Here is a 15569-nt window from a genome sequence, read left to right on the forward strand (position 1 = left end):
CCAATTCCTTTTAATCGAATAGCGATTCGATATCGTTGATGAGTTCGCTGGTGGCAATAGCGTCGAGGGTGGAGAAAGCAAACGCTGGTTTTCCGAAGTAAATATCATCTTCAGCGACGATTTTGACCATATCGAGCGGGATGAGTTCGTCGTACCCGGTTTCACCATATAGCAGCGAAAAAGGTTCCGTGACCAGCACTATGTCACCGCAGGCTGAGGGTTTATACATTCCGCAGATACTGCCGCTTTCTTCGATTCGTTGCCAGCCTTTACGCTCAAGCCCTACGATGCGGCCGGCCTGGCATTGTCGCCCGTTCCACCGATTCAGCTCCATGGCGTCGCATTCGCTTTCCGTCAGGCTGTAGTGGTTGCGATCGAGCTGGCGGAACGGCGGCAGTAGTTCGTAATCGGCAAACAGCTGGCCGAAGGCGGCAATGTCCTGCGGAGAAATTTCCTGCACGTGCGGAATGCCGATTTTCCCTTCCGGCAGGCGGAACGGATTATCTTGCGCATCGCTGTAGCTGTTGTCTTCGGCTACGCGAAAGCAGGCGAGCAGGGTGTTTTGTTCGCTGTAGACCCCCCATACCAGGCGGCGGGTGATGTGTCGCACCAGCGGATGCTCGACGAGGAACAGGCGGAACTGCTCCTGCGTCCAGCGGCGGCGCAGGCACATGGCGGATTCGAGGCGCATGATTTGCTGGGCGGCGACGGTGCGTGCGTCCTTTTTCAGCGATTTATAGCGGCTGACCGCTGCGGTCGCCAGCGTTTCGTCATCGCTTTTGTTGGGTTTTGGCAGGTCTTTTAGACGATTGCCGTTTTCATCGCGCACAAAGGGTTTCAGCGCTTCGTCGAAGTTAACGGTAAAGCGACGTGGGCCGAAGTCGAGGGTCAGGGAGCCGTTATCGTCCAGGCCCAGGTCCGGGGCGAGGCGGTCTTCCAGCTCGGCAATTGTCAGCCCGCGGCTTTCGGCAATTTGCTGGATTTTGTTCTGTGCATTCTCCTGGAGGGCCTTAAATTTTATCTTCTGCGCGATACCGTTGAGCTGCATCAGGGCGATATCGCTACCGATTTCCGCCAGAATATCCAGCCCAAGCGCTGCGCGTTGATGCTGCGATTCACCTGGCCAGGCGCGGATGAGCGGCGTCAGCGCTCGTGCGGTATCGTCATTACCGAAAAAGGCTAATGTCGTGAAGCCCCAGTTAGCTTTTGAAGGGCCTCCTGCTTCAATCCAGGCGTTAAAAAGATCCCAGGCAAAGTTAGCCAGAGATGTTGGAGTGCAGATGCTTTTTACGGTATTCAGCCCGGCGTAAACTTTCACTTCGCGTGGGAAATTCAGCATATCGCCGAGGTAACGCATGGCGTCATCCGACAACGGCAGACCCGTGCTTTTGAGCTGTGGCCTGCGACACAGTGTAAATTGATAAAATTCAGGCAAAGGCTGAATCTTCGCCGGGAAATCGTGAAAATCCCCCACGTCGAGAAAGGCTCCCAGGGCGGCGATAATCTCCGGTTGTTGATAGCGCTGCGCTATTTGGGTTATCAGAGAACGGTGATTACTATCGGCCAGTAATCGCAAGGCTTGTTGAGCGTCGTCCCTGTCTTTGCAAGCTTTCCCTAGCGCTGCGGGCAATAATCCGGCAATGGTATGTTCGGGATACTCAAGTAACCAGCTGCGGGCGTCTTCGCGCAGCGTTTTTTTGCGGCTGAAGTTTTGTGCCATCGGCAGTGCCAAATCGGTTGTGCCGCAATAGGGGGTAAACGGCCACAGCGACTGGCGATCGTGTTTAAGATAACGGACAAATATTGGCAGGGCATCGATACCAAAAATGGGCAAGATCCCCTCTTCGCCTTTGTGAGGTTCATCAGCTAAGGCATCCAGTAGGACCAATGCTTGCTCGCGCGGCATCCAGGCCAGCAGATGCAGTTTCCATTGCGAATACCGCTTACCCGTATACTGATGGAATTCATTTATCAAGGTGGCGTAGTCATTGCATTGCAGGGCATTGATGGCGTTTTGCGGAATGGGCATTTTTTGCGATGTGCCAGGGTCTAACTGTTGCCAGTTTTCAAATCCCAGGCGCCACAGAAAGTTTTGTTCCGGGGTGAATGGCTCTGTCACTTTTTCCCAACGATAGCTTTCAAATGGCGGTAGGTCCGCGTAATTGAATTGGGATTGGTAATCACTGTAATCGTAGCCAGTGAGTTCTTCCGCTATTGCCGGCGTCAGGCGAAGCGTAGAAGCGACGGGGAGTACCGATAGCTTGAATACTGGTGATGCGCTTTTTTGATTTTGCTTCAGCCACGGCGGGGATACCAGTATTTCTGGTAGGGTCTCCGGGCTGGCATATTCTGCTGATGAATCGCTCAGCGGTTGGGTCGTGGTTAACGTTTCAGCGGCGTGTGCGTCAATCCATGGCAAGACTTGCTCTACCCGGGTGGGGTCAGCGCTGATGAGTACCGTTAGCGCTCTGCGCCAGATCGGATCTTCATCGCTCGCCAGCAGCGACGCATATGCGGCAATAGCCGCATGAGGATACTTTTGGCAGGTCTTACTTAAATGCCCCAGACGCTTAATTTTGTTGCCGGCACAAAGAATTAATATTCTAAGCGCATCCGGATGGTTCGTTTTAGCTAACCATTTAGTAAGATAGTCGGCAGCATCAAGCTCTGGCAATTGGGTCCTTGCGTCTTTTTTGTCTAAATCGTTGGCGAGTTGACTTATCCCGATCACGCCCTGGTTGGTTATCAATGAGGCCACATAGGGGAGAAAGTGAGAGTAAAGCGGAGACAATGAATATTTTTCTAGCGTATCATTGCTAATGAATTTCCATATATCATTTCCCAGCGGTGACGCATTAAAGGGGCCGAAACGGCTACGATGACAGAAGGCAAACCCATTAATCTCCACCGTTAATGGTACAGGAGCGTCATCCGCGAGCCAGGGCTGAGCATTGTGCGGGCTGGCGATCTTTTGGGCGGGGCGCTCTTCCGCCGATGTGTTTTCAGCGTAACCTTTTCTTGTTTTCTCACCGATTAACTTTTGTTCTGCCTTCGTCGCGGCCACCGTATCGGAAAAGGTTTTAATCTGACTCTGTCCGCTGGTGCCGACTTTGCCCCAGCTCAGGTGCAGCTCGTTATCCTGTTGCTCGACTGCCCAGAATTTGTGTGATTTTTCGTCCTGATAAATAAAATATTTCATTTTCTTCCCTGTGTTTTTATCCAGTTTGGATTTGATGCTAGCAGTTATTGCTAAGAACACAGAGGGGGAGGACGACAGGAATGCGATTTTCAGAATTTATAAAATAAAAAGCGCTGCCGGAGCAGCGCTTTATGCGGGGTTATTTGACCTGCTGGCCCGGCTGAGCGCCGCTGTCCGGGCTTAACAGGAAGATATCCTTCCCGCCGGGACCTGCGGCCATCACCATGCCTTCCGAGATGCCGAAGCGCATTTTGCGCGGTGCCAGGTTGGCTACCATTACCGTCAGGCGACCAATCAGTGCCTGCGGATCTGGATAGGCGGAGCGGATGCCGGAGAAGACGTTGCGTTTCTCGCCGCCGAGATCCAGCGTCAGGCGCAGCAGCTTGTCGGAACCGTCAACGAACTCGGCGTTTTCGATAAGCGCGATACGCATATCTACTTTGGCGAAATCATCAAAGGTGATGGTTTCCTGAATCGGGTCATCCGCCAGAGGACCGGTGACCGGTGCTGACAGCGCTTTCACCTCTTCTTTCGACGCTTCAACCAGTGCTTCAACTTGCTTCATCTCAATGCGGTTATACAGCGCTTTGAAATTATTGACTTTGTGAGCGAGCAGCGGCTGCTGAACGGAATCCCAGCTCAGTTCACTGTTAAGGAAGGCTTCTGCACGCGCAGAAAGCTCCGGCAGAACCGGCTTGAGCCAGGTCATCAGCACGCGGAACATGTTCAGACCCATGGTGCAGATAGCCTGCAGGTCAGCGTCGCGGCCTTCCTGTTTTGCCACAACCCATGGAGCCTGCTCATCAACGTAGCGGTTCGCGACGTCGGCCAGCGCCATGATTTCGCGGATGGCTTTGCCGAATTCTCGGCTGTCCCATGCTTCGCCAATGCTTGCAGCTGCATCGGTGAAGGTTTTGTACAGCTCCGGGTCAGCCAGCTCAGCGGACAGCACACCGTCGAAGCGCTTGGCGATAAAGCCCGCATTACGGGACGCCAGGTTCACTACTTTGTTAACGATGTCGGCATTCACGCGCTGCACGAAATCTTCCAGGTTCAGGTCGATATCATCGATGCGTGAAGAGAGCTTGGCGGTGTAGTAGTAGCGCAGGCTGTCGGCGTCAAAATGCTTCAGCCAGGTGCTGGCCTTAATAAAGGTACCGCGCGACTTGGACATCTTCGCACCGTTGACCGTCACGTAGCCGTGAACGAACAGGTTGGTCGGTTTGCGGAAGTTGCTGCCTTCCAGCATCGCAGGCCAGAACAGGCTGTGGAAGTAGACGATATCTTTGCCGATAAAGTGATACAGCTCGGCGGTAGAATCTTTCTTCCAGTATTCGTCAAAGCTTACGGTGTCGCCGCGCTTGTCGCACAGGTTCTTGAAAGAGCCCATGTAGCCAATTGGCGCATCCAGCCAGACGTAAAAATATTTGCCCGGCGCGTTGGGGATTTCGAAGCCGAAGTACGGCGCATCGCGGGAAATATCCCACTGCTGCAGGCCGGATTCAAACCACTCCTGCATTTTGTTCGCCACCTGCTCCTGCAGCGCGCCGCTACGGGTCCACGCTTGCAGCATTTCGCTAAATGACGGCAGATCAAAGAAGAAGTGTTCAGACTCGCGCATCACTGGCGTCGCGCCGGAAACCACCGATTTCGGCTCGATAAGCTCGGTCGGGCTGTAGGTCGCGCCGCACACTTCGCAGTTATCGCCGTACTGATCCGGTGATTTACACTTCGGACAAGTGCCTTTTACGAAACGGTCCGGCAGGAACATGCCTTTTTCCGGATCGTAAAGCTGAGAAATAGTGCGGTTTTTGATAAAACCGTTCTCTTTCAGGCGGCCATAGATGAGCTCCGACAGCTCACGGTTTTCGTCACTGTGCGTGGAGTGATAGTTATCGTAGCTGATGCCGAAGCCAGCAAAATCGGTCTGATGCTCCTGACTCATTTCGCCAATCATCTGTTCCGGAGTGATCCCGAGCTGCTGCGCTTTCAGCATGATCGGGGTGCCGTGGGCGTCGTCGGCGCAGATGAAGTTGACTTCGTGGCCGCGCATTCGCTGGTAACGGACCCAGACATCAGCCTGGATGTGCTCCAGCATGTGGCCGAGGTGGATTGAGCCGTTTGCGTACGGCAGCGCGCACGTTACCAGAATTTTCTTCGCGACTTGAGTCATAGTGGGCATTACATCTTCTATTGTAAAAAGGGCTTTCGATGTTACCGCAAAGGCAATAATTTGGTAAGCCCAAAGCTTATTGTGGGGGAATTATTCCCTTTAAGGTAAACTTAACGGACAAGATTCAACTCACAATAACAAAGGAGTCGGGATGAGTTCGCAATCCCAGGCCAAATCCCCCGAGCGCCTACGTGCGATGGTTGCCGGGACCCTGGCTAATTTCCAGCACCCAACCCTGAAACATAACCTCACCACGCTGAAGGCGCTGCATCATGTCGCCTGGCTGGACGAGACCGTGCACATCGAAATTCAGATGCCGTTCGTGTGGCATAGCGCGTTTGAGGTGTTAAAAGAGCAGTGCAGCGCCGAGCTGTTACGCATTACCGGCGCTAAAGCCATTGACTGGAAGCTGACGCACAGCATCGCCACGCTTCAGCGGGTAAAAAATCAGCCCGGCATTAACGGCGTAAAAAACATTATCGCCATCAGCTCCGGCAAAGGTGGGGTGGGGAAATCGTCTACGGCGGTTAACCTGGCGCTGGCGCTGGCGGCGGAAGGGGCGAAAGTGGGTATTCTCGATGCCGATATTTACGGCCCGTCGATTCCGACCATGCTCGGCGCGGAAGACCAGCGTCCGACGTCACCGGATGGCACTCACATGGCGCCGATTATGAAATTCGGTCTGGCAACCAACTCCATCGGCTATCTGGTGACTGACGATAACGCCATGGTATGGCGCGGCCCGATGGCCAGCAAAGCGCTGATGCAGATGCTGCAAGAAACGCTGTGGCCGGATCTCGATTATCTGGTGCTGGATATGCCGCCAGGTACCGGCGATATTCAGCTGACGCTGGCGCAGAACATTCCGGTAACCGGCGCGGTAGTGGTCACTACGCCGCAGGATATTGCGCTGATCGACGCCAAAAAAGGCATCGTGATGTTTGAAAAAGTGGAAGTGCCGGTACTGGGTATTGTGGAAAACATGAGTATGCATATTTGCAGCAATTGTGGGCACCACGAACCTATCTTCGGTACCGGTGGCGCGCAAAAGCTGGCGGATAAATACCACACCCAGCTGCTGGGCCAGCTGCCGCTGCATATCACGCTGCGTGAAGACCTCGACAAAGGCACCCCGACGGTGGTCGCGCGTCCGGAAAGCGAGTTTACCGAGACTTACCGCCAGCTAGCGGACCGCGTGGCGGCGCAGCTGTACTGGCAGGGCGAAGTGATCCCTGGCGAGATTGCCTTCCGGGCGGTGTAATCACCTTTCCAGGCTAAGCCGTGCGGCGTTTTACGTCGCGCGGTTTTTTTATGTCAGCAGATAACTGCGCTTTTCTACCTTATAAGTTAATCACCAAATGAATAGTGCCAGTGTTAACTATTACTTATTTTTATTCACATTTCGCGATATTGAGATTAATCAATAAAACATATTTTTAACATTGTTTTCTGTCGGCGATTGTGAGAGCTTCATTAACATTGAAGTGAAATATTTTTATCGCCAGGATGGGTTATTTTTTACGGAAACTTATTTTCCTCATCTTATTTTTTTTTGGCGGGCAGTTGTCATCATTAGTCATACGTAGATAAAAACGAGGTAAGGAATAAAAATATCCGTAATAAATTTCGGAGTGAACGATGAATAATATTGCTCTAATCGTTAAGTTACGAGAACTGCTGGTAATTTTTATGCATACGCGCTCTCTGCCGGAGAAAGCAGCCGACGCGTTGCGTTATTGCCAGGAAAACATCCCGCTAACTGAGGTTCCGATTGGCGCTTATGGTGAATATAATGAAATTTTTGAACAAATCACTTTTTTATCAGGTGATCAAAGCCGCACTGCGCCGGATGATTTACTGCGAAGCGGCGGCGATCTGATATTAAGTATTCTGATGTTATATGAGCAAATTGCTTCATATATTGCCGTCGAGGAATTTATGCAAAAGCAAAACCGTTTTAACGAATAGAAAAGAAAAACGCCAGCGGCAGGTAGCGCGCTGGCGTTCGGCTTTTAACGATGGTAGAAAATCTCGCCATCGTAGATTTTGAGGATTTTCCCCTCAGTATCGGTAATCAGAACGTAGCTCCCACCCATATAGGTCCAGTGAGTACCGGCGTCCGGTGCGGGCAGATTGCGCTGCTGCCACTGCTTAATGTTGTATTCTGGCGTGAGGTACAGGGGCGGTACGGTATCGCCGATGTGGAATTGTTTGAAGTCTGCGGTAACACCATCCAGCTCATATTTCTGTAGAGCGCCGCCAGCAGCCCACGCTCCGCTGGAACAGGCCAACAGTACGCCCAGAAGCATCATTTTTGTTTTACGCATAATTTCCTCATTATTATCCTGGACACAAAATCGCAGCCTCGTATCATTCCTGATACATCAAGGAAATGGCAAGTATTGGTTTGGTTAAAAGTGTAAGAAAACAGTGATGCTGTGACGTTTTTCGGCGGATCGCGTCGGTTTTGAGAATAATCCGGATTCGGGAGTTCCTATGTTCAGGCTGGAAGATCTGGCGTTGTTTGTTCGCGCCGCGGCATTAAGCAGCTTCAGCGAGGCGGCGCGTGAGGCCGGGCAGCAGCCCGCGCAGGTGAGTGCGGCGATAAAACGCCTGGAAACGACGCTGAATATTCGTCTTTTTGCCCGTTCTACGCGCAGTTTGCGTCTGACCCCTGAAGGGGAGACCTGGTTGCCCTATGCCACGCAGATGCTGGATACGCTGCATGCCGGGCTGCAAAAAATCCAGGCTCCCGATGACGAAGTTCGCGGTACGTTACAAATTGCCGTGCCGTCCGATCTGGGGCGTAACTTGCTCCTGCGCGTGTTTCGCGCTTTTCGCCTGCGCCATCCCGCGCTGAGTTTACGGATCCTGTTTTCCGATCATCGGACCGATGTGTTTAAAGACCCGGTGGACGTCGCATTTCGCTATGGCTATAACGACGACGCCTCGTTTATTTCCCTGCCGGTTGCGCCCGAGAACCGGCGCGTGCTGGTGGCCTCGCCCGGTTGGATAGCCGAGCACGGTGAACCGCAGACGCTGGATGATTTAACGCGGCATAATGCGCTGACCTACGTGCTGCGCGGCAGGCCGTTCGATCGCTGGCCGCTTAGTTTTGGGGGAGAAGTTCACCATGTGCAGGTTTCCGGCACGATTGTGAGTGATGACGCTGAAGTTATTCGCCGCCTGGCGGTTGCCGGGGAGGGGATTGCGTATAAATCCACGCTGGACGTGAGCGATGACATTCGCGAAGGGCGGCTACAGGTGCTGTTGCCGCAGTATCAGGGTGATGTCGTGCCGCTAAATATGATTTGCCCGCACCGCAAACAGATTTCTCCTGCGGTGCGGCTACTGTATGACGCTGTTAAAACAGAGTGCGAGAAAGTATAGGCTCTAACGCTGGTGTCATTCCCGGCGGCGCTGCGCCTGTCCGGGCTACGGATCCGCGTGGTTTGCGGGTTTGGTAGCCCGGACAGGCGCGTTAAGCGCCGCCTCCGGGAAAATTAGCGGCATGGATCTTAATGCTTCACCAGCGTCGCAAAGTAGTACACCAGCGGAATGGCGAGGATCCACAGGCCAATCGGGATTTCTCGCCACTTGCCAGCAATCGTCTTAATCACCACATAAAACAGCAGCCCACCGGCAATTCCGGTACCGAAGCTGTTGGCGATCAGCGTAATCATCACCATCATCAGTACCGGCAATCCGTCGGTGAAATTGCCTAAATCTACTTTGCGCAGGCCGCTGAACATATTCAGGCCGATCAGAATTAGCGCTGGCGCGGTGGCTTCTTTCGGGATCATCAACGCCACCGGCGTAAACAGCAGCATCAGCAGGAACATTACCGCCGCCGACAGCGCAGTTAACCCGGTTTTGCCGCCAGCTTCCGCCGCCGCCGAAGATTCAATTAGCGCGGTCGCCGCCGGAATACCCAGCCACGGGCCAATAGCCGCCGCAATCGAGTCGACCATAAACGGGCGATTGATATGCAGCATGTTACCCTCTTCATCCAGCAGGCCCGCTTCGCCGCCCACCGCCAGCGTGGTACCCATCGTGGAAAAGAACTCTGAGGCGAAAAAGACGAACAGGAACGGCAGGAAGGCGATATTCAACGCCCCCAGCATATCGATTTGCCCCAGCACCGGCGTCAGCGAATGCGGCATATCGATAAAACTGCCCGGCAGTTTGGTGACGCCCATGGGTATACCGATCAGGGTAGCGACCAGAATGGCCCATAAAATAGAACCGGGGATCTTTCGCGCCTGTAGGGCAATCGCCAGAAACAGCCCGCAGAGTGCGACCAGCGCGCCCGGTGAAAGGAAATCCCCGAGCATCAGGGCATTGGTTTTGGCATTTGCCAGCACCAGCCCGGCGTTACGAAAACCCAGCACTGCGACGAACAGACCGATTGAGGCGGTTAATCCAAGCTTAATAGACTGCGGCACCGAACGGGTGACTACTTCGCGCAGGCCGAATTTGGTCAGCAGGAAAAACAGGATCCCCGACCAGCAGGCGATGCCGAGGCCGACCTGCCAGCCAATACCCTCGCTGCCCGCAAGCGTCACGCCGACTAACACCGAACCGCCGATGCCCGGCCCAACGATAAAAGGCAGGTTGGCGTAAAACGCCATTAACAGCGTACCGCCGACAAAGACCAAAATCGTGCCAGTTGTCGCCGCGCCTTTATCCATCCCGCCCACCGCCAGCAGGCCGGGGATAACCACCAGCAGATAGGCGGCGGCGAGAAAGCCGGTAATGCCTGCGAGGCATTCGGTTCGCAACGTGCTGCCGCGCGAATACAAGGCAAAACGGCGCTCCAGCCAGCTTCCTTGCGCGGATGAATGAAGGGTGTTGTCGGCCATGCTAAGGCTCCCTGATGTTTATTGTTGTGATATACCCGTCATACTTCAAGTTGCCTGTGTGTTGGCTGCGCTCGCTCACCCCAGTCACTTACTTTAGTAAGCTCCTGGGGATTCTCTCACTTGCCGCCTTCATGCAACTCGAATTATTTAGGGTATGTACTCCGGGGTTTCCCGGCAGTCTATCAGCGGGTCGACAATCTGGCGGGTACTGCCGTCGGTCAAACCCAAATCGGTCAAATGCGGCCCGGCATTACAGGCGAGGCAGGTGCCTTCAATCGCTTTGAATACGCGGTACGGTGGCTCCCAGTCGGCGATTTCTGCGCTCAGGTCTCGCAGCTGGCGGAACTGTTGCGCCAGCTCTGGGGCTGGTAAATCGGAAAGCATCCCGGCAATCGGCATCGCCACGTGAGCGAGGATTTTACCCTGCTGCGCCAGCGCCATGCCGCCACCTGATGCGATCAACTGATTTGCCGCCAGCGCCATATCGTTGGCATCGCGGCCCAGCACCACCAGATTGTGTGAGTCGTGCGAATAGCTGGTGGCGATCGCACCGCGCAGCTCACCCCAGCCTTCCAGCAGCGCGATTTGCGGCTTCGCTTCGTGGCGTCCGTGGCGATGCTTAACCCAAATCAGGCTAAACCCGTGCGGGATTTGCACTTTGCCGTCGCGGACTTGCACCTCCACTTCGCCCCACTGGGTAAAACGCGCGCCGCGAATATGCCGCAGGCGGGCGACGCCGTGGTGGATATCGCCAACGCGGAGGACAAAGTCGTCAGGATTTAGCGGTGTCAGCTGAAGCGTATTGCGCGGTGGCGTCACGTCTGCCGCCGCTGAAACAGGTTGGAGCAGAGTCCCTTTGTGGGCAATCAGCTTCCCGGCGACGTAGACTTCCTGCGCTTTGAGCTTTTCTAATGAATCGAAAACGACAAGATCGGCGCGACGTCCGGCGGCAATCAGCCCCAGATCGTTACGCTGTAGACGGATCGCCGCGTTTAAGGTGGCGAAGCGTAATACGTCGGTCGCCGCCAGACCATGCTCAATCAGCAGGTTGAGCAGGGCGATGATGCCGCCTTTTTCCAGCAGCATATCCGGCGGGACATCATCGGTGCAGACGGTGATCTGCGAGGAGAGATGCGGTAGCGTTTTCAGTGCCTTGACGATATCTGGCAGCAGGTAAGGGTGCGAGCCGCGAATTTCTACGGTCAGCCCGGCGCGCAGTTTTTCCAGTGCATCTTCCGCAGAAGTCAGCTCGTGATCGGATGTCACCCCGGCGGCGAGATAGGCCTGGAGGTCCGCGCCGCTTAAACCACGCGCGTGGCCTTCAATCAGCTTGCCGCTGTTCAGACCGGCCAGGACAATCTCCTGCATCCGCTCGCTGCCGTGCAATACGCCGTGCATGTCCATGACTTCGGCGACGCCGTGTACTTCCGGCCACGCCAGCATGGTTTCCATTTCCGCACCGGCAAAATCCGCGCCGGACATCTCCAGCCCCGGCGTGGACGGCACGCTGGAGGGCGCGGCGACCATCACCTGTAGCGGCAGATCGCGGCTGGCGGCGACGGCATAGCGCACACCTTCAACGCCCAGTACGTTGGCCAGCTCGTGCGGATCCCAGAACACCGCCGTGGTGCCTTGAGTAAGGACTATTTCGGCATAACGCTCGGGCGGCAGGTGGGAGCTTTCGAGGTGGACGTGTGTATCCATCAGCCCTGGTGACAAAAAATATCCCGCCAGAGAGCGACGTTCGTGGGCATCGGATCGGCTACCGCGCGGGTGCACGCTGGCGATCATTTCGTCAACGATGCCGACATCGGCCTCGCGGATCTCGCCGCTCGCCATGTCGACGATCTGTGCGTCGGTCAGTAATAGATCGAACGGGGATTCGCCGCGTGCGGCCTGGACAGCGCGGCGGCGGGTTTCAGCACTGCTGGACATAACAACTCCGGCACAAGGATAATGCGGATACTCTAGGGGCAGAGCAAACGTTTGCCCAGATGAATAAATTTATCGCCCGATAACCTCGGGTTATTCTGTGTAATGACCGTTGACGAAGAACTTTATGACTGAACCCTGGCAGCGCCTTCCAGCCCTTTCGCTTAAGCAGATCCAGTATTTTGTGACCCTGGCCCAGCTACGTCATTTCACCGATACCGCTAACCGGCTGGCTATTAGCCAGCCGGCGCTCAGCAGCGCGCTGCGGCAAATTGAGGCTGTACTGGGCGGCAAGCTGGTTAACCGCACGGCGTCGTCAGTGACCCTGACCGAGCTGGGGGCCGCTATTTTGCCCCATGCCCAGCGGGTGCTGAGCGTGGCGCAGCTGGCGTTTCACGATATGCAGCAGATTGTCGAGGCCGGCGGCGATGGTACGGTGCGCATTGGCCTGGTGCCATCGGTGAGCTCGCTGCTGTTTCCGCTGCTGCCGCAGACGCTGGCTCAGGCTTTTCCGCGCCTGAGGGTGGAGTTTCACGATCAGACCAATGATGCCCTGTTTTGCGAACTGCAGTCGGGGAAAATAGATTTTGCCATTGGCGCAATTGATCGTTCTTTGCCGCCGGAACTGCTGGTTTATCCTCTGCGCGAAGATCCGTTCGTTGCGGTGCTGCATTGTGACGATCCGCTGGCCGGGCAGCCGCATCTGCCATGGAAGCTACTGGCCGGGCGCGATATTGCGGTGTTCTCAAAGGGCAATATTCAGCGTCTGGTCAGTGCGCTGGCAGAGAGCCATCGTCTGACGCTCAATACGCGCTATCAGGTTGATTATATTGAAACGCTCTATGGTCTGGTGCGCTCCCGGCTGGCGGTGGCGATTCTGCCTGCGCTTTATACCACCCATCTTCAGGATCCTGTTTTGAAGATTGCCCAGCTTCAGCAACCAGCCTTAACGCGGACCGTGGCGCTGATGCGCGGGCCACAGCCTTTGCCGCCGCTGATTGAAGCGTGTTTTGCTTTACTATTGAGTTCGCTGCGGGAAGTGAAAACGTAATGACCAGTGCATGCGGCGTAGGTCTGGTAGCCCGGACAGGCGCAACGCGCCGCCTCCGGGAAGACCGCTAAGGCCGTTGCTTAATCAGCACGTCGATAATGTACTCCACGGTTACGATATCCGGCGATACGCAAATTGGACAATAGGCAGGTTAAGACCCCGCGACCGACTGCCGCGGGGTGACTTATTTACGGCGTCACAATATTGAACCAGAACTCAAACTTATCCATATAACCCAGCATTTCGTCCAGCTTGGCGCCGTCGCCGGTCACTTTCACTTCACCCTTATCCTGTGCCTGCTTGAGCGTTTCCTCTTTCAGAATGATTTTGTTCAGCGTAGCGCGATCCAGCGTAATGGTGGCATCGGCGTCTTTCGCCTCGGCATCGGCCGTGTGGTTTAACACGCCGTTTTCCAGCTCCAGCTTATATTTACCGCCATCGTTGCCGAGGTCGATATTGAACACCGATTTAGCCGTACCGGCTTTCTCGCCGTTGATATGTACCGCCAGATAGTCGAAGAACATCTCAGGCGTCATTGCCCGCACGGTATCCGGGCTGGCGGTATTCGGCGTCGGGCCTTTCACCACGCCGTTTCGCAGCTCCTGCGCGCCGGTCAGGTAGAAGTTACGCCACGGCCCTGATTCTGCCTGATAGCCCAGTTGTTCCAGAGCATCGGCCTCCAGATTACGAGCATCAATATTGCCTGGGTCGGCGAAGACGATTTTGCTCACTACCTGAGCCACCCAACGGTAGTTGCCCTGGTCATAGTCCTCTTTCGCTTTTTTCATAATGGCGTCGGCACCGCCCATATAATCAACGAATTTCTTCGCCGCTTCTTCTGGCGGCAGTTCGTCCAGGGTTGCCGGGTTGCCGTCGAACCAGCCGAGATACAGCACGTAGGTTGCCTTCACATCATGGCTGACGGAACCGTAGTAACCGCGGTTGGCCCAGGTGTTTGCCAGGCTGTCCGGCAGCTTGAATTTGGCGGCGATTTCATCGCGAGTCAGGCCTTCGTTAGCCATGCGCAGGGTCTGGTCATTGATGTAACGATACAGGTCGCGTTGGCTTTTCAGCAGGTTAACGACGTTCTCATTGCCCCAGGTCGGCCAATGGTGTTGCGCCATGATGATTTCGGCTTTGTCGCCCCAACGCACGATGGCGGCGTTGATATATTTCGACCATGGCAGCGGCTCGCGAATTTTCGCGCCACGCAGAGAGTAAGTGTTATGCAGGGTATGGGTGACATCTTCTGCGGATTCGATCAGCTTCTTCTCTTCGATATACCATAGCATTTCTGATGGTGCTTCCGATCCCGGAGCCAGCATAAAGTCATAGGTCAGGCCGTCGATAGTCTCTTTCTGACCATCTTTCTCAATGATGTTGGTTGGGGCAATCAGCGTAACGGTACCGGCAGAGGTCGTCGTACCCAGCCCTGCACCAACCTGACCGGTGGCTTCCGGCTTCAGCAGGTTACCGTACATATAGCTGGCGCGGCGGCTCATCACGTTACCAGCCATGATGTTTTCCGCAACGGCTGCCTCCATAAAGCCAGCAGGCGCATAGACTTTGACTTTGCCGGATTTCACATCGGCTTCATCGACTACGCCGCGCACGCCGCCGTAATGGTCAACGTGGCTGTGGGTGTAGATCACCGCCACCACCGGCTTATTGCCGCGATTTTTGTAATACAGATCCATACCGACTTTGGCGGTTTCCGCCGACACCAGCGGATCCACAACGGTAATGCCTTCTTTACCTTCGATGATGGTCATATTGGAGAGATCGAGGTTGCGAATCTGGTACACACCTTCGGTCACTTCAAACAGGCCGCTGATATTAATCAGCTGAGACTGACGCCAGAGGCTGGGGTTGACGGTATCCGGCGCTTTTTCACCCTCTTTAATAAAGTCATACTGCTGCGGGTTCCAGATGACGTTGCCCTGTTCGCCTTTAATTATCTCGGTGGGCAGTGCGGCGATAAAACCTTTATGCGCGTTGGTAAAGTCGGTGTTATCGGAGAAGGGAAGTTGTTTGTACAGCGCGTCGTTCGCTTGTTTGGTTGCCGCTGTCGCTTCTTTAGGGGAGGTCTCCGCCCAGCTTGTCAGGGGGAGGGTAGAGAATATTCCAGCCAGGGCCAATCCTTTCATTATCGGGGTTAATTTCATTGGGATCCTCGAGGTTTTTACGCTGATTTACTCACTAATTTCGATATGACATTGGGTTACATCCTGTAATGACTCCTCAAACTATAATCGCGTATCTGAAAAAGTGTTTATTTTGTTAATAAAATGTTTTTTTGTTGTTGGTTGTAATCAAAGGTCATCCCCAGGCCAGCTTGCGTTGTCTGGTGAC

General features: G+C 54.7%; 10 protein-coding genes. 4 read left to right on the top strand and 6 right to left on the bottom strand.

What is annotated here, in order from left to right; all coding sequences use genetic code 11:
* Window positions 1-10 precede the first annotated feature (10 nt).
* Window positions 11-3199: a DUF4132 domain-containing protein gene (locus tag HV213_RS10255; protein ID WP_181485620.1), complete on the bottom strand. Its 3189-nt coding sequence runs from the start codon at window positions 3197-3199 to the stop codon at window positions 11-13.
* 139 nt (window positions 3200-3338) lie between these two features.
* On the bottom strand, window positions 3339-5372 hold the full coding sequence (gene metG, locus HV213_RS10260) for a methionine--tRNA ligase (RefSeq protein ID WP_181486376.1): 2034 nt from the start codon (window positions 5370-5372) through the stop codon (window positions 3339-3341).
* A gap of 151 nt (window positions 5373-5523) precedes the next feature.
* On the opposite strand from metG, the gene apbC reads away from it, so the two are divergent.
* Together apbC and HV213_RS10270 are read left to right on the top strand one after the other, a co-directional pair.
* Window positions 5524-6633, top strand: coding sequence for an iron-sulfur cluster carrier protein ApbC (gene apbC / locus HV213_RS10265; RefSeq protein WP_110277441.1), 1110 nt, complete (start codon window positions 5524-5526; stop codon window positions 6631-6633).
* A gap of 377 nt (window positions 6634-7010) precedes the next feature.
* Window positions 7011-7340, top strand: a complete 330-nt coding sequence (locus HV213_RS10270) for a hypothetical protein (protein WP_142513110.1) — start codon at window positions 7011-7013, stop codon at window positions 7338-7340.
* 44 nt (window positions 7341-7384) lie between these two features.
* Here HV213_RS10270 and HV213_RS10275 read toward each other — a convergent pair whose 3' ends face one another.
* Window positions 7385-7699 (bottom strand): RcnB family protein, encoded by a 315-nt coding sequence (locus HV213_RS10275; protein ID WP_181485621.1) that lies wholly within the window; start codon window positions 7697-7699, stop codon window positions 7385-7387.
* Between the two features lie 169 nt (window positions 7700-7868).
* Between HV213_RS10275 and HV213_RS10280 the strand changes: the two genes are divergently transcribed.
* Window positions 7869-8762 (top strand): LysR family transcriptional regulator, encoded by an 894-nt coding sequence (locus HV213_RS10280; protein WP_181485622.1) that lies wholly within the window; start codon window positions 7869-7871, stop codon window positions 8760-8762.
* A gap of 128 nt (window positions 8763-8890) precedes the next feature.
* On the opposite strand, the gene HV213_RS10285 is transcribed toward HV213_RS10280, so the two are convergent.
* Both HV213_RS10285 and HV213_RS10290 read right to left on the bottom strand, forming a co-directional pair.
* Window positions 8891-10234: an NCS2 family permease gene (locus HV213_RS10285; protein ID WP_181485623.1), complete on the bottom strand. Its 1344-nt coding sequence runs from the start codon at window positions 10232-10234 to the stop codon at window positions 8891-8893.
* Between the two features lie 147 nt (window positions 10235-10381).
* Entirely contained in the window at window positions 10382-12169 is a 1788-nt protein-coding gene (locus tag HV213_RS10290) for an adenine deaminase (RefSeq protein WP_181485624.1), read from the bottom strand.
* Between the two features lie 124 nt (window positions 12170-12293).
* Between HV213_RS10290 and HV213_RS10295 the strand changes: the two genes are divergently transcribed.
* Window positions 12294-13217, top strand: a complete 924-nt coding sequence (locus tag HV213_RS10295; protein WP_181485625.1) for a LysR family transcriptional regulator — start codon at window positions 12294-12296, stop codon at window positions 13215-13217.
* A 188-nt stretch (window positions 13218-13405) separates the two neighbouring features.
* Here the strand turns inward: HV213_RS10295 and HV213_RS10300 are convergent, their stop codons facing one another.
* Complete coding sequence (locus HV213_RS10300) at window positions 13406-15382, bottom strand: alkyl/aryl-sulfatase (protein ID WP_181485626.1); 1977 nt, start codon at window positions 15380-15382, stop codon at window positions 13406-13408.
* Window positions 15383-15569 lie beyond the last annotated feature (187 nt).

The organism is Klebsiella sp. RHBSTW-00484, from assembly GCF_013705725.1.
In the GTDB taxonomy this organism is placed as follows: domain Bacteria; phylum Pseudomonadota; class Gammaproteobacteria; order Enterobacterales; family Enterobacteriaceae; genus Klebsiella.

What these genes read in the sequence shown, in the direction of transcription:
- HV213_RS10255 (WP_181485620.1), bottom strand. Translation starts at nt 3,199, where the DNA reads ATGAAATATTTTATTTATCAGGACGAAAAATCACACAAATTCTGGGCA.
- metG (WP_181486376.1), bottom strand. Translation starts at nt 5,372, where the DNA reads ATGACTCAAGTCGCGAAGAAAATTCTGGTAACGTGCGCGCTGCCGTAC.
- apbC (WP_110277441.1), top strand. Translation starts at nt 5,524, where the DNA reads ATGAGTTCGCAATCCCAGGCCAAATCCCCCGAGCGCCTACGTGCGATG.
- HV213_RS10270 (WP_142513110.1), top strand. Translation starts at nt 7,011, where the DNA reads ATGAATAATATTGCTCTAATCGTTAAGTTACGAGAACTGCTGGTAATT.
- HV213_RS10275 (WP_181485621.1), bottom strand. Translation starts at nt 7,699, where the DNA reads ATGCGTAAAACAAAAATGATGCTTCTGGGCGTACTGTTGGCCTGTTCC.
- HV213_RS10280 (WP_181485622.1), top strand. Translation starts at nt 7,869, where the DNA reads ATGTTCAGGCTGGAAGATCTGGCGTTGTTTGTTCGCGCCGCGGCATTA.
- HV213_RS10285 (WP_181485623.1), bottom strand. Translation starts at nt 10,234, where the DNA reads ATGGCCGACAACACCCTTCATTCATCCGCGCAAGGAAGCTGGCTGGAG.
- HV213_RS10290 (WP_181485624.1), bottom strand. Translation starts at nt 12,169, where the DNA reads ATGTCCAGCAGTGCTGAAACCCGCCGCCGCGCTGTCCAGGCCGCACGC.
- HV213_RS10295 (WP_181485625.1), top strand. Translation starts at nt 12,294, where the DNA reads ATGACTGAACCCTGGCAGCGCCTTCCAGCCCTTTCGCTTAAGCAGATC.
- HV213_RS10300 (WP_181485626.1), bottom strand. Translation starts at nt 15,382, where the DNA reads ATGAAATTAACCCCGATAATGAAAGGATTGGCCCTGGCTGGAATATTC.